This window comes from Cryobacterium roopkundense, from assembly GCF_014200405.1.
Classification (GTDB): domain Bacteria; phylum Actinomycetota; class Actinomycetes; order Actinomycetales; family Microbacteriaceae; genus Cryobacterium; species Cryobacterium roopkundense.
Genome location: NZ_JACHBQ010000001.1, coordinates 2660338 through 2678164, shown reverse-complemented (window position 1 = coordinate 2678164; position 17827 = coordinate 2660338). Strand labels below are relative to the sequence as shown.

The following is a 17827-nucleotide window of genomic DNA, read 5'->3' as shown; positions in this document are numbered from 1 at the left end:
GAGCTAGGGGGTGCGGCGGCGCAAGGTGATCGAGCCGAGCACCACGGCGCCCACGATCCAGGCGCCGATGATCAGCAGCTCGCCGAGCACATACGCGTCGTCTTCCGAGCCGGTGGCCACGGCCCGCAGGGCGTCGATCGCGTGGGAAAGCGGCAGCCAATCGCTGATTGCTTGAAGCACATCCGGCAGTTGGTCCCGCGGCAGGAAAATACCCCCGAGCAAAATCTGCGGAAAGACCAACAGTGGCATGAACTGTACGACCTGGAATTCGGTGCGGGCGAAGGCGCTCGCGAGCAGTCCCAGGGCCGTGCCGAGCACGGCATCCGCTACGGCCACGGCGAGCAGCAGCCACAACGACCCCACAATCTCGAGGCCGCACACGCCCACCGCGAAGCCCACCGCCACGGCGGACTGCAGCGTCGCGAGCAGGCCGAAAGCGAGTGTATAACCGAGGATCAGATCGCCCTTTCCCAACGGCATTGAGAGCAGGCGCTCCAAGGTTCCGGTACGGCGTTCGCGCAGGGTCGTGATGCTCGTCACCAAGAACATCACGATGAAAGGGAACAGGGCGATCATGGCCGGTCCGACGGTCTCGAAGGTCGACGTGTCGGAGAAGATCCAGGCGATGAGCCCGATCAGCAGGCTCGGCACCACGAGAAGCAGCACAATGGTTCTCGGATCGTGGCGAATCTGGGTGAGAATGCGACCGGCAGTGGCGAGCGTGCGGGCGGGCGTCATGAGCCGACGCCCTCTTCAGAACCGTGTGTGAGCGGATGTCGCCCGATCAGCACAAGGAACGCCTGCTCCATGTCGGCGGTTGCAGTGGCTGCGAGCAGGGCACTCGGCGTGTCGTCGGCAAGGATCTCGCCGTCGCGCATCAGCAGGAGTCGGTCGCAGCGCGTGGCCTCGTCCATGACGTGGCTCGAGACGAGAAGGCTTGTTCCCCCGGCTGCCAGTCGGTGGAACAGTGACCACAACTCCACGCGCAGAACCGGGTCAAGCCCGACCGTCGGCTCGTCGAGCACAAGCAAGTCGGGGGATCCGAGCAGGGCTCCGGCGAGTGAGACTCTGCTGCGTTGGCCGCCAGACAGGGATCCAGCCAGCTGGCCGCCCTGTGCGCCGAGGTCGGTGAGGGCGATGACCCGCTCGACGTCGGTGCGGGGAGCCCCCGCCACGGCTCGGAAATACTGGAGGTTCTGCCGCACAGTGAGGTCGTCGTACACGCTTGCGTCCTGCGTGACGTAGCCCACCCGGCGGCGGAGCGGCGGGGACCCCGCTGGTTCCCCGAGCACGGTCACACGTCCGGATTGCACGACCTGCACGCCCACGATCGCCCGCATCAGCGTGGTCTTGCCGCATCCGCTCGGGCCGAGCAGGCCCACGACCTGGCCGCGCGGCACGTCGAGGTTCAGCCCGTGCAGCACCGGACGCTTTCCTCGGCGCACGTGCAGCTCCAGCACAGAGATGGCGGTGTCGGAGGGAATGGTCATGGGTGAACTCTTCGCCAAACGGCGGGGCACGTCAAGGGCGTGTCACGCGCCGATTAGGTGACAATCGGATCGGTGGGAGCACCCTCCGACTTAGCTTGGAGTGTTATGAGAAGCGGAGGGGAGCCTCAGAACACTTGGCTACTATGGGGGTGCACCGCTCGGGGGCTCTTAATATCGTGTTTCCGTGCCCAAATTACAAGGAGACGCTGCCATGAATTGGCTCATCCCGGTCCTGATCGTCGTTGTCATCGTTGCCATCGCTGGCATCTACCTCTGGGCGACGTACAACTCACTCGTGACCTTCAAGGTTCGCGTCGACGAGGCCTGGAGCGACATCACCGTTCAGCTGAAGCGGCGTGCCGACCTCATTCCGAACCTGATCGAAGCGGTCAAGGGCTATGCGGCGCACGAGAAGTCGGTCTTCGAGAACGTCACGAAGGCGCGTGCAGAGACGCTGTCGGCCCAGGGTCCGGCCGACGCCTCCGCGGCCGAGAATCACATGCAGACAGCGCTGAAGAGCATCTTCGCAGTGGCCGAGGCCTACCCGCAGCTGCAGGCGAGCCAGAACTACCTGCAGCTTCAGGGTGAGCTCGTCGACACCGAGGATAAGATTCAGGCCTCACGTCGGTTCTACAACGGTGGCGTGCGCGAATTCAACACGAAGATCCAGGTCTTCCCGAACCACCTCTTCGCCCGAAACCTGGGCTTCAGTGAACGTGACTTCTTCGAGGTGGCCGACTCCGCAGCGATTGCGGAGCCGCCTCGCGTGCAGTTCTAGTCGGGAGCGCAGATGTATAGCGCGATTGCGAAAAACAAACGCAACACCGTCTTCATCATGATCTTCTTCTTCGCGATCATCGCGGGCCTCGGGTGGCTGGCGAACGCTGTGTACGGCCCTCGGAACAGCTATGGCCTCTTCATCGCTGTCGTGGTGATCGCGGGCCTGTACGTGGTCATCCAGTACTTCGCTGCGGGCCGACAGGCCATTGCGATGAGCGGTGGCGTGAAGCTCACGAGCAAGTCCGACAACCCCCGGCTCTGGCGCACGGTCGAGAACCTGTCAATCGCGACCGGCATGCCTATGCCCGAGGTCTACATCATCAACGACCCCGCTCCGAACGCCTTCGCAACGGGACGTGACCCACAGCACGCCATCGTCGCCGCGACAACCGGCCTGCTCGACATCATGGACGACTCGGAGCTTGAGGGCGTGATGGCCCACGAGATGGGTCACGTACGCAACTACGACATTCGGGTGTCTATGGTGGTCTTCGGGCTCGTCGTGGCCATCGGCTTCATCTCCGATATGTTCCTGCGTATGGCCTTCTTCGGCCGCGGCAATAACAACAATGGCAACCCCGTCGTGATGGTCTTCGGCCTCGTCGCCATGGTCGTGGCTCCGCTGATCGCCACGATGGTGCAGCTGGCCGTCTCGAGGCAGCGCGAGTACCTGGCGGATGCGACCGGCGCGCTCACTACTCGGCATCCGGACGCGCTCGCGAGCGCCCTGAACAAGCTCGGCGAGTACGGCCGGCCGATGAAGAAGCAGAACACCTCGATGGCGCACCTGTGGATCGCGGATCCGCTCAAGCCCGGCGCGATGGCGAAGCTGTTTGCCACGCACCCGCCGATCGCGGATCGGATCGAGCGGTTGAATTCCATGGGGAGGAAGTTCTAAAGAGTCGGCCGTTGCGGTGACGGGTTACTCGCTCCTCAGCTCAGACACTTGAACCCTTGATCGAGCTTGTCGAGATTTCGACACCCCGCGAATAGCCCGTCACCGCAACTCCACTTCTAGTGCGGGGGCTAAAGTACCTTTGGTCGCGACGTGTATCTCGCCCAGACCTTGCCAGAGGGCGGCGGCGCGGAGGACGGGGGCCAGGCGGGCGGCGGTGTCGGCGGGGGCGCCGGGTTCTAGCCAGGCGGACTGCACTCGGAGGACTGAGTTCTGGCGGTCGTTCTTCAGGTCGACGCGGCCCACGATGGTGTCGCCAAGCAGGATGGGTAGCGAGTAGTAGCCGAAGATGCGCTTGGGCTCCGGGGTATAGATCTCGATGCGGTAGTGGAAGTTGTAGAGGCGCAGGGCTCGGGCTCGCTCCCAGACCACGGGATCGAACGGGGAGAGGATGGTGGCCGCGTCCATGCGCCGGGGGAGACGAGCGTCGCGGTGCAGCCAAGCCGGGCCGGGAGTGTTGTTCTTACCCCAGCCGGGCACCTCAACGGGGAGCAGCTCGCCCGAGTCTTCGAGGTCTCGGATGGCGGCGAGTGTCGGGGGAGTCTTGAGCCGATAGTAGTCCGCGAAGTCCTTGGCTGTGCCGATGCCGTGGGAGCGGGCCGAGCGGCTGACCAGCTCGCGGTGGGCATCCGTTCTGGAGACGGTTCTGTCGAGGAGGGCGGCCGGGTAGACCTGCTCGGGGAGGCCGTAGACGCGCTCGAACCGGGTGCGCCCGGCCGCAGCCACGTCTCCCCACCGGAAGAGGGTTTCAAGGCCGGTTTTCACGTCCGACCAACCCCACCAGGGGCCGCTGCGCTTGTTCGCGTCGTGCTCCACATCGCTCGCCCGCATTGGGCCGTTCGCGGCTAGCTCGGCGAGCAGCCAGTCGAGCATCGGCCGGTTGCCGTGGGACCAATCGTCGGTGGCTCGGGCGGAGCGGTCGCGGAAGGCCTGCATTCGCCAGCGGAAGAGCGGCCAGGCCTCGAGGGGCAGGTAGGAGGCCTCGTGGGCCCAGTATTCGGTGAGGCGGGGCGCTGTACCGGAGGTGAGCCGGTCGAGCTGGGCCTTGTCGTAGGCACCGAAGCGGCTGAAGGCCGGCATGTAGTGGCTGCGCTCGAAGACGTTCACCGAGTCGATCTGCAGCAGCCCGAGGCGGTCCACCATGGTGCCCAGCTGACGGATGCCGGGAGTCGCGTTCGCGGGCCGGGAGCCGAATCCCTGCGCGGCGAGGGCAACACGGCGGGCGAGAGCGGGGGAGACTGACTGGACCATCCTTCTGACCCTAGCCGCCGCTGACACCAGCCGTTCATGCCGTGTTCAGCACGAGGGCCCGGTGCGGCCACCTGCGCTTCGTAGCATGACCGTGATCAGCACAGTTCATCTTGCTCTGTTGCTTCGGTCCCGCTCACCAATCGGCTGTGCACCAGCCAATGGGGGCTACAACGGAGGAAACTTGTCCATTAAACGCACGCTGACCATGTCCCTCGCCATCGCGGCCACGCTCGCTCTTTCGATGTCAGCGTGCAGTAGTACCCCGGCACCAACTGGCGGCGGTGTCGATGCCGCCACCGCGACGAGCCTGACCGCCTTCGGTGATCTCGCCGCCCTGGAAACGGCGGCCAAGGCCGAAGGGGCGCTCAACGTGATCGCCCTGCCCCGCAACTGGGCCAACTACGGTGCGGTGCTCGACCTCTTCGCGCAGAAGTACCCGGAGATCACGCTGACGGAGGCCTCTCCCGACGGCTCGAGTGCCGAGGAGATCCAGGCGGCCGACAACCTCAAGGGTCAGGACACAGCCCCTGACGTCTTCGACCTCGGACTTGCTGTCGCCCTCTCCAGCACCGACAGGTTCGCGCCATACAAGGTCGCGACCTGGGACGACATTCCCGATGCTCTCAAAGAGGAGAGCGGCCTGTACGTCGGTGATTACGGCGGATACATGGCCGTCGGTTACGACCCGGATGCCGTGCCCGCGCCGACGGAACTGTCGGATCTGCTCGGAGCCGAGTACAAAGGCAAGGTCTCGATCAACGGCGACCCGACCCAGGCCGGAGCCGCGTTCGCGGCCGTGGGCCTCGCGAGCGTGCAGAATGGCGGCTCAGTCGACGACTTCCAGCCCGGAATCGACTTCTTCTCTGAGCTCAATGCCGCGGGCAACTTTCTGAAGGTCGACCCGACCCCGGCCACGATTGCCTCCGGTGAGACGCCCGTCGTATTCGACTGGGACTACCTCAACGTGGGCTACGGCAAGACCCTCGAGGGCCAGCGCAACTGGGAGGTCGTTGTGTTCCCCGGAGCCGGCTACGCCGGCTACTACAACCAGGCCATCAACGTTGATGCCCCGCACCCGGCGGCGGCGCGTCTGTGGCAGGAATTCCTCTACAGCGACGAAGCGCAGAACCTGTGGCTTGCCGGCGGCGCGCGTCCGGCTCGTGCCGAGGCCATGCAGGAGGCGGGCACCATCGACACCGCCCTCTTCGACGCCCTGCCGGAGACGCCGGAGACGACCGTGGTACCGACGGAACAGCAAAGCGCGGATGCCGCGACCCTGCTCGGCGCGGAGTGGGCGGCAGCTGTCCAGTAGGTTCCGCCAGACGGCAGCAGCCTGGGGGCTGCTGCCGTTTGCGGTTTACGTGTTTCTCTTCCTTGCCGTACCGACCCTCATCGCGATTGGAACGGGGTTCTTCGACTCGACCGGCGCGTTCACCCTGTCAACGGTGGTGGCCCTCGGCGACCCTGTCGTGCTCACGACCTTCACGAATTCATTCTGGTTGTCGGCACTGACGGCCGTCATCGGGGCCGTCGTCGGCGCCATTGCGTGCTACGCCCTGCTGGGCACGCGCCCCGATGGCGCGCTTCGCGTGACCATCGACTCGCTCAGTGGCGTGCTCGCGCAGTTCGGGGGCGTCATGCTGGCCTTCGCCTTCGTCGCGACCATCGGCATCCAGGGCATGATCACGGTGTATCTGGGAGACACTTTCGGCATCGACATCTTTGAGAATGGGGTCTGGCTTTATGAGACACCAGGCCTGATCCTGCCGTACATCTACTTTCAGGTACCGCTGATGATCATCACCTTCATGCCGGCGCTCCAGGCGCTCAAGCCACAGTGGGCTGAAGCCAACGCCACCCTCGGCGGCGGGTCTGGCACGTACTGGCTGCGCATCGCGTTTCCGGTTCTAGCTCCGTCGTTCCTCGGGAGTCTGCTTCTGCTCTTCGCCAATGCCTTTTCCTCCTACGCCACGGCGGCCGCGCTCGTCAGCCAGGGATCTCAGATCGTGCCCCTGCAGATTCGTGCCGCCCTCACGAGCGAGACGCTGCTCGGTCGAGAGAATCTGGCCGGTGCGCTCGCGCTCGGCATGATTCTCGTGATGGCGGTGGTCATGACCTGCTACGCCCTGCTGCAGTCGCGAGCCGCCCGGTGGCAGCGATGACGGCCCGCGCTCGTCGGGCCGGAGGCCTGAGCATCGCCGGCGGAGTCGCGCACGCGCCCAGCCGCGTCACGCGAACGGCTATTCTCGGTGCCATCGGGCTCATCTTCGCGATACCCATCGTGGCCATGGTGGAGTTCACGCTGCGAAAGGGTCTCGACGGCGGGCACGACTTCTCGAGGTGGACCACGCTGTTTGAGAGCGGATTCGCGGGACCCTACCGTTCGGTACTCACCGCACTCGGCAATTCCCTCGCGCTCGCCATCGGCACCGTCGCGATCGTGCTCCTGCTGCTCGTTCCCACGATGCTGCTCGTGCACATCCGCTTTCCGCAACTTCGCCGCGCGCTCGAATTCATCTGTATTCTGCCGATCACCATTCCGGCTATTGTTCTCGTGGTCGGCCTCGCCCCGGTTTACGCGGTGATGGCCCGTCTGTTCGGCAGCGGCGTGTGGACTCTCGCGTTCGCCTACGGCATCACCGTGCTGCCTTTCGCGTATCGGGCGATTCAATCCAATATCGACGGCGTCGACGTGAAGACTCTCACCGAGGCGGCCCGCACCCTGGGCGCCAGTTGGCTGAGTGTGCTCGTCCACGTGCTGGTGCCTAATCTGCGCCGGGGAATCCTGGCGGGGGCGTTCATCGCCGTCGCCGTCGTGCTCGGCGAGTTCACGATCGCCTCCCTTCTCAACCGCATCAACCTGCAAACCGCACTCGTGGTGGTGAGCAAGACCGACCCGTACACGGCCGTCATTCTGTCTCTGCTCGCCCTGATCTTCGCATTCGGGCTGCTGTTGCTCATCGGCAAGCTCGGGTCCGGCCCGCGCGTTCGCTCTGTGAAAGGCACCACATGATCAAGGCTCCCCCCGCAACCCGCGATGAGACTCGCACCGGAACAGTCGTCGAATTCTCCGGCGTCGTGAAGCAGTTTGCCGGTGTGCGTGCACTGGCGGGCTTCGATCTCACCCTGCACGCCGGGGAATTCGTGGCGCTCCTCGGCCCCAGTGGCAGCGGCAAGACCACGGCGCTGCGCGTTCTCGCCGGCCTCGAAACCATTAGCGAAGGAACGATCCGCATCAACGACGAGGACGTCTCTGTGCTCCCCACGAGCAAGCGGGACATGGGGATGGTATTCCAGTCCTACTCGCTCTTCCCCCACCTGAGTGCGGGAGCGAACGTGGAATTCGGCCTCCGGATGCGCGGCATCAAGCCGGGTGAACGCCGAGCCAGGGCCGAGGCCGCACTCGAGCTCGTCGGGTTGGCCGAGCACTCGCAGCGTTTCGCCCACCAGCTTTCCGGTGGCCAGCAGCAGCGTGTGGCCCTCGCGAGGGCGCTCGTCACCGAGCCGCGCGTGCTGCTGCTCGACGAGCCGCTTTCGGCGCTCGACGCCAAGGTGCGAGTGCAATTGCGGGAAGAAATCCGTCGCATCCAAACCAGCCTGGGCATCACGACGCTCTTCGTGACTCACGACCAGGATGAGGCGCTTGCCGTGGCCGACAGGGTGGCCGTGATGCAGTCCGGCACGATCGAACAGGTCGGCACGCCGGAGGAACTCTACACACGCCCCGCTTCGGCGTTCATCGCCGATTTCGTGGGCCTGAGCAACCGAATCGACGGTGTCGTCAGGCACGGGTTTGCGGAACTCCTCGGTGTTCGGCTTCCCCTCATCGACCCGGCCCAGCCCGACGGGCCGGTGCGCGTTTCGGTACGGCCAGAGGACATCGAATTTGCCCCAGAGGGTATTCCCGGGAGGGTTGTCTTGTCGAGTTTTCTCGGTTCCCTCCGCCGCACCAGCGTGCAGCTGGCAGACGACAGCCTGGTCTTCCTCCAGCACGGTGCGCGCGTTCACCCGACAGTGGGAGACCGGGTCTTCCTGAGGTTGACGGGAGCACCCGTGTCGGTCGAGCCGGTGGGGCCCCAGGCAGTCCTAGACTGATCGGGTGACAGAATTTTCTGGCAAATCGAGTGCGGGCAAACGGCCCCGAATCCGCGTACGGCCGGAGCCGGAATCCGTGGTCCTGCCGGTACACAGCGCGCCCCGTAACGGGGTGGATGAGAACATCCCCCCCGGTATTCGTCTGGCGGGCGCGTGGTCCTGGCGGTTGCTGGTTATTGCCGCGGCCATCGCCGGACTGATCCTACTGATCATCCAATTGCGCCTGATCGTGATTCCCGTGCTGGTCGCGGTGCTGGTCTCGGCGCTCCTCGTGCCGTTCGTGGCGTTTCTCATGCGCCACCGCTGGCCCAAGGGCCTCGCGGTTGCGACGGCCATGATCGGCACGCTGGTGATCGTGGGGGGCCTTATCACGCTCGCCACGACACAGATCGCGGAGGGAACGGCCGGGCTGAGCTCTCGACTGAGCGATTCCTACTCGTCGTTCAAACTGTTTCTCAACGGTGCCCCATTCAACCTCAGCAACACCGATATCAACAACTACCTGCAGCAGGCGTGGACATCGTTGCAGAACGACAGCCAAGTGTTCATCAGCGGGGCGCTCTCGGTGGGGACGACGCTCGGGCATCTGCTCACCGGGCTTCTCCTCGCGCTCTTCAGCCTGCTCTTCATCCTGATTGACGGCAAGACCATCTGGGCGTGGATCGTTCGGCTCTTCCCCAAACGAGCTCAGGCCGCCGTGGACGGCGCCGGCATCGCCGGCTGGACGACCCTCGGCAACTTCGCAAAGGTGCAAATTCTGGTGGCATCCATCGACGCCGTGGGAATCGGGCTCGGCGCGGCATTGCTTGGCGTGCCGATGGCGATACCGATCGGCATCCTGGTCTTCCTCGGCTCCTTCATCCCCATCGTCGGTGCCGTCGCGACCGGTGCGGTGGCCGTTGTGATCGCGCTCATCTTCAACAACTGGGTAACGGCGCTGCTGATGCTCGGCGTCGTCCTGCTGGTACAGCAGCTCGAAGGGCACGTGTTGCAGCCGCTGATCATGGGGACCGCCGTCAAGGTGCATCCTCTCGGCGTGGTGCTGGTGGTCGCCGCGGGGGCGTTGCTCGCCGGTATTCCCGGAGCGCTCTTCGCCGTTCCGATTGCAGCTGTACTCAACGTGATGACGTCGTATATTTCCGGTGGCAGTTGGCGCAGCGGAATGGAATCCACTGCGACAACGTCCACGCTCTGGCGCACCGTGCCGCAACGGCCCGGTTTTCGCAGGCGCTCACTTCAGATCAACCAAGGAAAGCATTGACTATGACAGAGACAACCCTCACAGGCCCGAGCCTGGCCGATTTTGAGGCCGCCCGACTCGTCGTCTCGCGCGTGGCCGATGTCACCCCGATGGAAAGTTCGCGTTACCTGGCCGATCTGCTCGGAGCCCCTGTGCACCTCAAGTGTGAAAACCTGCAGCGCACAGGCTCCTATAAAATTCGCGGCGCCTACAACCGCCTCTCCAAGCTCACCGCAGAGGAACGCTCCCACGGAGTGGTCGCCGCCTCGGCCGGCAACCACGCCCAGGGCGTAGCATTTGCAGCGCGAGAGCTCGGCATCAAGGCCACCATCTTCATGCCCGTCGGCGTGGCGCTGCCCAAACTGCAAGCCACCCGGGCCTACGGGGCCGATGTGATTCTGCGCGGTCACACCGTGACGGAACCGCTCCTCGCCGCAGCCGAATACGCCCGCGAGACGGGTGCCATCCTGATTCCGCCCTTCGACCACGCGGATGTCGTGGCTGGCCAGGGTACCCTGGGCCTCGAAATACTCGATCAGGTTCCCGACCTCGAAACCGTCGTCGTACCCATCGGGGGCGGCGGCCTGCTCTCCGGGGTCGCGAGCGTTCTCAAGCAGGCCGCCGCGCGAGACGGACGTCGGATCCGAGTGATAGGCGTGCAGGCAGAGAATGCGGCCGCCTACCCTCCGTCGCTGGCAGCGGGTGAACCGGTGGCCATCTCTATCCTGCCGACCATCGCGGACGGCATCGCCGTGGCCAAGCCGGGCCTGCTCAACTTTGAGATCATTCGAGAAACCGTCGACGAAGTGGTCACCGTGAGCGAGGACGACACCGCACGTGCCCTGCTGGTGCTGCTGGAGCGGGCCAAGCTCGTGGTCGAGCCGGCCGGTGCCGTGGCCGTGGCGGCAATCCTTGCCGGCAAGATCAGGGCCGCCGGTCCCACGGTGGCGATACTCTCCGGTGGCAACATCGACCCCTTGCTGATGCAGCGCGTCATCAGCCACGGTCTCGCGGCTTCGGGTCGCTACCTCACCCTGCGCATCATGCTGCCGGATCGTCCGGGCCAGCTCGCTCGGGTCTCGCAGTTGCTCGCCGAGGTGCACGCGAACGTGATTGAAGTGCTGCACACCCGCCATGGCGTGGGCCTGCAGCTCAGTGAGGTGGAACTCGACGTGAGCGTCGAGACCCGCGGGCCTGAGCACCGTGAAGAAGTGGTGGCAGCCCTGCGAGAGGCCGGGTTCGACCCGCACATCGACTGAAGGCGTATGGCGTGTTAGCCGGTGAAGGTTTCGACGTTCGAGATCTCCACGGCGATTTGCTTGCCGCTCGGAGTCGTGTAACTTGTCTTCGCGCCGATTTTCAGCCCGAGAATGGCCGCTCCGAGAGGGCTCTGCTCGCTGAACACGTCGAGGTCGCTACTGCCGCCGATTTCACGGCTCCCAATGAGGAAACGGCTCGGGTCGCCCGCAATGGTGGCCGTGATGACAGTGCCGGGCACGACGACGCCGGTGCTCTCCGGCGCGTGTCCTACCTCGGCATGGCGCAGCAGCACGGTGAGCGTGCGGATGCGCGCCTCCATCTTGCCCTGCTCTTCTTTCGCGGCGTGGTAGCCGGCGTTTTCCTTGAGGTCGCCCTCTTCCCGCGCCGATTCGATCTTCTTGGCGATGTCGTCGCGCCCGAGGGTGCTGAGGTTGGCCAGTTCGGTCGCGAGACGGTCGTGCGCCTCCTGGGTAAGCCAGGTGACCGTTGTGTCGGTAGTCACGGGTGATCTCCTTTGTTGTGCTCGGCTGCAGTGGTTCCGGCTGCAGTGGTTCCGGCTGTAGGGGTTTCCGGCTGCAGTGCTGGAGCCGCAGATATAGTCGACGCCCCAACTGTGTCAGGGCGAATAGCCCATTTTAGGTCAGCCAGCACTTGTAAATCAAACCCGTGTTGCTGAGTTCGGTGGTGTGTACAACCTCGGTGAAGGAACGCGTGTAGAGTTCCGAAGGGGCCAGGTCGATGACCTTCCACCCTACGACGGTGAAGCTCTCGTTGAGCGATTGCACAGCGCAACTCGCGGGGGAGTTGACGGGCATGGACACCTCGAACGTCACGCTCACGCTGTGCTCGTCGATGATCGTGTGACGGGTGTCGCGCGCCTCGATCTTCTCCGAGGTGCCGTCGAGGCCGGTCCAGACGACCCACGCCACGAGGACCAGCGCGAAGACGCCGCCGAGCCCCCAGAGCAGACGCCGGTCCCGCCTGCGGGTGGCCGGCGTGCGGCCGTACCTGGATTCAAGGTCGCCAAGCCCGGGCTCCCGATTCACGGACTCCTTGTCTACCGGCTCCTGCTTCACGGACTCCTGCTTCAGGGACACTGCGATTTCACACTCCCGGCTCAACGATTAGGCTAGAACCTAAGGTTATCCGGCATTCCTGAGGAGTATGGTGACGCTACGACTTTTGGCAGTGCACGCACATCCCGACGACGAGTCGAGCAAGGGTGCGGCGACGTATGCCTACTACAGCGGTATCGGCGTGGAGGTGCTCGTCGTGAGCTGCACCGGCGGCGAACGCGGAAGCATTCTCAACCCAGCCCTCGAGGGGCATGCGATGGCCGAACGCGACCTGACCGGGCTTCGTCGCTTGGAAATGCAGGGCGCTCAGCAGCACCTCGGGGTGCAGCATCGCTGGCTCGGCTATGTCGACTCCGGCATGAACGATGACGGCTCAGTGCCCGCCGATTCGTTCGCCGGCATACCGCTGGAGATCTCGACCGAACCACTCGTGAACATCATTCGCGAGTTTCGTCCCCAGGTGCTCGTCACCTACGACGAAAACGGCGGGTACCCGCATCCCGATCACATCCGCTGCCACGAAGTGTCCTTGGCCGCCTACCAGGCCGCAGCTGACCCGACTCAGTTCCCGAACTCCGGAGAGCCGTGGCAGGTCGACAAGCTCTACTACGATCGCATTTTCAACCTCGAGCGTATCGACGCCATGTATCTTGCGCTCAGTGTGATCGAACCCGATTCGGATCTTCTGGAGCCGCTCGAAGCTGCCCGCGAGCGCATGAAGGACTACCCGAAGCTCGCCACGACACACGTGCCGGTCGGCGACTTTCTGGACGCGCGCGACGCTGCGTTGCGTTCGCATGCCAGCCAAGTCTCGCCCGACAGCAGCTTTTTCTTCTGGCCGAATGACCTTGTGCGCGAAGCGTGGCCCTTCGAAGACTTCCAACTCATTGAATCGAAAGTAGAAACCGTTATGCCCGAATCCGACCTTTTCGCCGGCGTGGAGAGCACCTCATGACTTCGCTGATTGTGCACCTCGGCTTCATGATGGCCACCCAGACCCCGGGTGAGCCCGATCCGAACACGGTGACCCCCGGCGTCGTCGGCTTCTTCGCCATAGCCTTCGTCGGAGTGGCAACAGTGTTCCTGGGGCTGGACATGGTGAAACGCGTCCGCCGCACAACGTATCGGGAAGAAATCAAGGCACGTCTGCAGGCTGAAATGGCCGAAAGGGATGCCGACACCAAGCCGGAGTAGCGCCAGCCCGGCTACCGGGCACTGCCCTGACGGGTACCTACGGGTACAGCGGGTGTGTGGCGATGATCGTGATGGCGACGAAGTGGCAGAGGAACGCCAACACCGTGAGGGTATGGAAGATCTCGTGGAACCCGAAGACGCCGGGAACGGGATTCGGCTTCTTGAGGGCGTAGATGACCGCACCCACGGTGTAGCAGAGCCCGCCGATCAGGATCAGGGTCATCATCACGGCGTTGGCGTCGAAGAAGTCCACTATGAAGATGAGTGCACCATAGCCGAGCAGCAGATAGAGCGGCACGTAGAGCCAGCGGGGCGCGTGGATCCAGAAGACCCGGAACGCGATGCCCAGAAGGGCTCCTGTCCAGACGATAGTCAGCAGTATGATCGATTTCTCGGGCGGCAGGGCGAGCACCGTGATCGGCGTGTACGAGCCGGCGATGAGCAGAAAAATGTTCGCGTGATCAATACGTTTGAGCAGGATTCGGGTGCGGGGCTTCCAGTTGAAGCGGTGATAGAGCGCCGAATTTCCGAACAGCAGCATGGAGCTGAGCACGAAAACGGCCGAACTCCACTTGGCTGCCGGACCCTCGGCGACAACGAGTAAAACAATTCCCGCGACTATCGTCACGGGGAAGGTTCCGGCATGAATCCAGCCGCGCCAAGTGGGTTTCACGTCTTCCGGATGCGCATCCGCTGCATCGATGAGCGGCAGATTGGGCCTGGAGTGCGGGGGAGCCATGAAGCCAGACTACGACAACCTGGGCGGCCGTTGCCGAGAATCCCCCCGGATAGGACTAGCGTAATCGTGTGCAGAATCGCCAGCCTCCCTCCTTTCGCGGACTCCTCTATCGCTTGTACGAACGGCGTCTGCGGCGCGGGCTAACGACGGCGCACATGCCCCGCCACGTCGCCATGATCATTGATGGCAACCGCCGCTGGGCCAAACAACTGGGCTTCGATTCGGCCGCGCACGGCCACCGGGCGGGGGCGGCGAAGATGCGCGAGTTCCTCGAATGGTGTGATGATCTCGGCATCTCGGTCGTCACGCTGTATCTGTTGTCGTCCGACAATCTCACCCAGCGCCCGAGCGACGAACTCGCCGACCTCATCGAGATCATTGCCGAGCTGGCCGAGGAACTGTCGCATTACCGCGATTGGCGCGTGCAGCAGGTGGGGTCGCAGGTGGGCCTTCCCGAGCCGCTCACGGCGGCACTGGACGCCGCTCAAACCCGCACGGCGGGCAAGCAGGGGCTCCACATCAACCTTGCCGTCGGTTATGGCGGCCGAACCGAGATCACGGATGCGATGCGCAGCATCGTGGCAACCCACCATGCGCACGGCGGCACCCTTGAGGACCTGGCCGAGACCCTTACCCCGGAACTGATCGGTCAGCACCTGTACACGGGCGGCCAGCCGGACCCGGATCTCGTCATTCGCACGTCCGGCGAGCAGCGATTGAGTGACTTCATGCTGTGGCAGAGCGCACACAGCGAGTTCTACTTTGTGGAAGCCCTCGGCCCTGACCTTCGACAGGTCGATTTTCTGCGGGCGCTGCGCGACTTCGCCCGACGCCATCGCCGATTCGGCGGCTGAGTCGTGGTGAGTTCTGTGCCGCCGACGACTGACCGAAAGGTGCGCGCATGACAGCCCTGACACGCTTCACAGACGGCTTCACCGAAGAGCCGGGGTACCTCGACTACGCGCGGGTCGGTCCCGTGTCGACCGCGGTCGCGGCAGAGATGCTCGGCCAGTTCGACGTGCTCTCCCACGCCCGGTTCGGTAGCCTCGATAACCTCCGCGGGCAGGATGCTCGCGCCCGCGAGGCCGTGGCCGCCGTGACCGGGTTTCGGCCTGACCAGGTCGCCATGCAACCCAATACGACGTCGGGCCTCATGCAGGCCATCTTCGGTCTCACCGGCGGCGTGCTGGTTTCCCCTGGCGACTTTCCCAGCGCGCCGTTTGCGGCCGCCCGAGCCGCCGAGGCACTGCATGTGGTGTCGCCAGTCTGGCTGGAAACCGAGGGGGACCGGGTGACTCCGGGGCTGATCAAATCCCAGCTCACGACTGCCATCTCCGCCGTGGTCGTCAGTCTCGTGGATGCCAGAACCGGGCATCGCGCCGACCTGGACGGCATCCGCCAGGTGATCGGCGACCGCTTGCTGATCGTCGACGCGATCCAGGGCTTCGGCGTCGTGGACGCGCCCTTCGCTGTCGCCGACGTTGTCGCATCCGGAGGGCAGAAATGGATCCGAGCGGGCTGGGGAACCGGATTCCTTGCGCTGAGTGACCGAGCGGTCGATACCCTTGTGCCGGTTTTCTCCGGCTACGTGGGAACGGACGTTGACGAGCCGTGGGACGAGGTGCTGCCGCCGAGCCAGAGCGCCGCGGCCTTCCGCGTGGGCAACGGGGACCCGATCGCGGAAGCCAGGTTCTCGGCGGCCCTCGAAGACCTTGCTTCGGTGGGAATCGCGGGGATTGAAACGGCCGTCGCGGAGAATGTGACCCAGATCATTGACCTCGCCGACGAGTACGCTGTGCCCGTCGTGTCGTCACGTGACGAACGCGAACGCGCAGGCATCGTCGTGCTGGAGCCACCCCCGGAACAGCTCACACTGCTGCAGGCGAGCCTGCATAACCACGGAGTCACGGTGACCACCCGTGGCGGCACCGTGCGGTTGAGCGTGCATGCCGCACTGTCGAACGACACCCTCGACATGTTGCGGGGGGCGCTCACCTCGTATTCGACGGCTGCCACGTACTGACAAGTGGCATGGTCAGATGCCAAGTATGTGAACGTCTGGTTTCGAAATGGCGTGTCGTATTCCCTTTCGGCGCGCGGGGTCGTACCGTCGGATTCATCAGGTATGAGACCTGATCGAGACGGCCACCTGTACGCCTCGAATAATGCTCGTGGCCGCTCGCCAAGTTAAGATCGCGTCCAGTTTGACGCATGGTGGGAGTGGTTATGATCGCTAATCGAACCGAGTACCAGTCTTCCGATCACGTGGAGAACTCCACGGAGCAAATAGAACGCACCTACGTTCTCGACACATCGGTTTTGCTCTCCGATCCGAAGGCGATCTTCCGCTTCGCAGAACATGCGGTCGTTCTGCCAGTGGTGGTGATTTCCGAGCTTGAGGCCAAGCGCAACGACCCGGAGATCGGGTACTTCGCGAGGCAAGCCCTGCGCAACCTCGACGATCTGCGCCTCAAGCACGAACGCCTGGACTTTCCCATCCCGGTCGGAGAGGGGGGTACCCTTCGAGTCGAACTCAACCACTCGAACATGTCTGTGCTCCCGTCGGGCATGCAACTCGGCGACAACGACTCGCGCATTCTGGCGGTGGCCCTGAACCTCGCCAAGGAGGGCGTGGCCGTCACCGTCGTCTCCAAGGACCTGCCGCTGCGTGTCAAGGCCGCCTCGCTCGGCCTGGCCGCCGACGAATACCGGCACGAGCTGGCCGTGGACTCCGGCTGGACCGGCATGGACGAGATCACGCTCGGCTCCAATCAGATCAGCGAACTGTACGACAAGGAGACGCTGACCACCCGACTAGTTCAGGACATGCCTATCAACACCGGGCTCGTCATCCACTCCGACCGCGGCTCGGCCCTGGGCCGCGTGACAGGCAAGGGCGAGGTCAAACTCGTGCGCGGCGACCGTGAGCTGTTCGGGCTGCACGGACGTTCGGCCGAACAACGCCTTGCGATCGACCTGCTGCTCGACCCTGAAATCGGCATCCTGTCACTCGGCGGCCGTGCCGGTACCGGAAAGAGCGCGCTCGCGCTCTGCGCGGGCCTCGAAGCTGTGCTGGAGCGCCAGCAGTACCGCAAGATCATGGTTTTCCGGCCCCTCTACGCCGTGGGCGGTCAGGAGCTGGGGTTCCTGCCGGGAGACCAGAGCGAGAAAATGGGACCCTGGGGGCAGGCGGTCTTCGACACGCTCGGTGCCCTCGTGTCCGAGAACGTGCTCGAGGAGGTGATGGAGCGCGGAATCCTGGAGGTGCTTCCCCTCACCCACATTCGCGGGCGGTCGCTGCACGACGCCTTCGTGATCGTGGACGAGGCGCAGTCGCTGGAACGCAACGTGCTGCTGACGGTGCTGAGTCGCATCGGGCAGAATTCGCGCGTGGTGCTGACCCACGACGTGGCGCAGCGCGACAACCTTCGCGTCGGGCGATTCGACGGCGTGGCGTCGGTGATCGAGACGCTCAAGGGACATCCGCTGTTTGCGCACATGACGTTGACGCGGTCTGAGCGTAGTGCGATTGCGGCACTGGTTACGGAAATGCTGGAAGGGAACGAGATTTAGTCCACTTCAGCGGGTTCTGCGTCGGTGGCGGGTAAACCGCGTCGGCGGCGGGTAAACCGCTCCTCAGCTCAGACAATGAGAATTCCCCGGCGGGGTCCGAATGAAGCGCTCGGACCCTGCCGGGGAATTCTCATAACTCGACACCCCGCACTTCACCCTCCGCCGCCGCTCCCT

The 17827-nt window shown here is 64.4% G+C and carries 19 protein-coding genes; 13 read left to right on the top strand and 6 right to left on the bottom strand.

Annotated features, from left to right (window positions below):
- Positions 1–3 precede the first annotated feature (3 nt).
- Complete coding sequence (locus BJ997_RS12615) at positions 4–738, bottom strand: ABC transporter permease (protein ID WP_035835022.1); 735 nt, start codon at positions 736–738, stop codon at positions 4–6.
- Complete coding sequence (locus tag BJ997_RS12610) at positions 735–1490, bottom strand: ABC transporter ATP-binding protein (RefSeq protein ID WP_052541908.1); 756 nt, start codon at positions 1488–1490, stop codon at positions 735–737. Before BJ997_RS12610 ends, BJ997_RS12615 begins: the two co-directional genes overlap by 4 nt.
- A 211-nt stretch (positions 1491–1701) precedes the next feature.
- Here BJ997_RS12610 and BJ997_RS12605 point away from each other — a divergent pair, with 211 nt between their 5' ends.
- Both BJ997_RS12605 and BJ997_RS12600 read left to right on the top strand, forming a co-directional pair.
- Positions 1702–2268, top strand: coding sequence for a LemA family protein (locus BJ997_RS12605; protein ID WP_035835020.1), 567 nt, complete (start codon positions 1702–1704; stop codon positions 2266–2268).
- Between the two features lie 12 nt (positions 2269–2280).
- Positions 2281–3168 carry a M48 family metalloprotease gene (locus BJ997_RS12600; protein WP_035835018.1) on the top strand — a complete coding sequence of 296 codons (888 nt, stop codon included), beginning with the start codon at positions 2281–2283 and terminating at the stop codon, positions 3166–3168.
- Positions 3169–3267: 99 nt separating this feature from the next.
- Here BJ997_RS12600 and BJ997_RS12595 read toward each other — a convergent pair whose 3' ends face one another.
- Positions 3268–4476, bottom strand: a complete 1209-nt coding sequence (locus BJ997_RS12595) for a winged helix-turn-helix domain-containing protein (protein WP_035835014.1) — start codon at positions 4474–4476, stop codon at positions 3268–3270.
- A 205-nt stretch (positions 4477–4681) separates the two neighbouring features.
- Between BJ997_RS12595 and BJ997_RS12590 the strand changes: the two genes are divergently transcribed.
- The 6 genes from BJ997_RS12590 to ilvA are packed head-to-tail and all read left to right on the top strand — an operon-like array spanning position 4682 to position 11070.
- Positions 4682–5788 carry an ABC transporter substrate-binding protein gene (locus BJ997_RS12590; RefSeq protein ID WP_035835013.1) on the top strand — a complete coding sequence of 369 codons (1107 nt, stop codon included), beginning with the start codon at positions 4682–4684 and terminating at the stop codon, positions 5786–5788.
- Positions 5742–6638: an ABC transporter permease gene (locus BJ997_RS12585; RefSeq protein WP_052541907.1), complete on the top strand. Its 897-nt coding sequence runs from the start codon at positions 5742–5744 to the stop codon at positions 6636–6638. The genes BJ997_RS12590 and BJ997_RS12585 overlap by 47 nt, the downstream gene beginning before the upstream one ends.
- Positions 6635–7489, top strand: coding sequence for an ABC transporter permease (locus tag BJ997_RS12580; RefSeq protein ID WP_052541906.1), 855 nt, complete (start codon positions 6635–6637; stop codon positions 7487–7489). The genes BJ997_RS12585 and BJ997_RS12580 overlap by 4 nt, the downstream gene beginning before the upstream one ends.
- On the top strand, positions 7486–8571 hold the full coding sequence (locus BJ997_RS12575) for an ABC transporter ATP-binding protein (protein WP_035835011.1): 1086 nt from the start codon (positions 7486–7488) through the stop codon (positions 8569–8571). The genes BJ997_RS12580 and BJ997_RS12575 overlap by 4 nt, the downstream gene beginning before the upstream one ends.
- A gap of 4 nt (positions 8572–8575) precedes the next feature.
- Positions 8576–9832: an AI-2E family transporter gene (locus BJ997_RS12570; protein ID WP_236628735.1), complete on the top strand. Its 1257-nt coding sequence runs from the start codon at positions 8576–8578 to the stop codon at positions 9830–9832.
- Positions 9833–9834: 2 nt separating this feature from the next.
- Positions 9835–11070 (top strand): threonine ammonia-lyase, encoded by a 1236-nt coding sequence (ilvA, locus tag BJ997_RS12565; protein ID WP_035835009.1) that lies wholly within the window; start codon positions 9835–9837, stop codon positions 11068–11070.
- A 14-nt stretch (positions 11071–11084) separates the two neighbouring features.
- On the opposite strand, the gene greA is transcribed toward ilvA, so the two are convergent.
- Both greA and BJ997_RS12555 read right to left on the bottom strand, forming a co-directional pair.
- On the bottom strand, positions 11085–11573 hold the full coding sequence (gene greA / locus BJ997_RS12560) for a transcription elongation factor GreA (protein ID WP_035835007.1): 489 nt from the start codon (positions 11571–11573) through the stop codon (positions 11085–11087).
- A gap of 133 nt (positions 11574–11706) precedes the next feature.
- Positions 11707–12168: a DUF4307 domain-containing protein gene (locus tag BJ997_RS12555; RefSeq protein WP_052541905.1), complete on the bottom strand. Its 462-nt coding sequence runs from the start codon at positions 12166–12168 to the stop codon at positions 11707–11709.
- A gap of 67 nt (positions 12169–12235) precedes the next feature.
- On the opposite strand from BJ997_RS12555, the gene mca reads away from it, so the two are divergent.
- Both mca and BJ997_RS12545 read left to right on the top strand, forming a co-directional pair.
- Positions 12236–13102, top strand: coding sequence for a mycothiol conjugate amidase Mca (gene mca / locus BJ997_RS12550; protein WP_183323499.1), 867 nt, complete (start codon positions 12236–12238; stop codon positions 13100–13102).
- Entirely contained in the window at positions 13099–13341 is a 243-nt protein-coding gene (locus BJ997_RS12545; RefSeq protein ID WP_035835005.1) for a hypothetical protein, read from the top strand. Before mca ends, BJ997_RS12545 begins: the two co-directional genes overlap by 4 nt.
- Before the next feature lie 37 nt (positions 13342–13378).
- Here the strand turns inward: BJ997_RS12545 and trhA are convergent, their stop codons facing one another.
- Entirely contained in the window at positions 13379–14080 is a 702-nt protein-coding gene (trhA, locus tag BJ997_RS12540; protein WP_035835003.1) for a PAQR family membrane homeostasis protein TrhA, read from the bottom strand.
- Between the two features lie 68 nt (positions 14081–14148).
- On the opposite strand from trhA, the gene BJ997_RS12535 reads away from it, so the two are divergent.
- From BJ997_RS12535 to BJ997_RS12525, 3 genes are all read left to right on the top strand, one after another.
- Positions 14149–14934, top strand: a complete 786-nt coding sequence (locus BJ997_RS12535; protein ID WP_035835002.1) for an isoprenyl transferase — start codon at positions 14149–14151, stop codon at positions 14932–14934.
- Between the two features lie 47 nt (positions 14935–14981).
- The gene (locus BJ997_RS12530) at positions 14982–16103 is read left to right on the top strand and encodes an aminotransferase class V-fold PLP-dependent enzyme (protein ID WP_035835001.1); all 1122 of its coding nucleotides are present in this window, start codon (positions 14982–14984) and stop codon (positions 16101–16103) included.
- 203 nt (positions 16104–16306) lie between these two features.
- Complete coding sequence (locus BJ997_RS12525; protein WP_052541904.1) at positions 16307–17653, top strand: PhoH family protein; 1347 nt, start codon at positions 16307–16309, stop codon at positions 17651–17653.
- Positions 17654–17827: the final 174 nt, after the last annotated feature.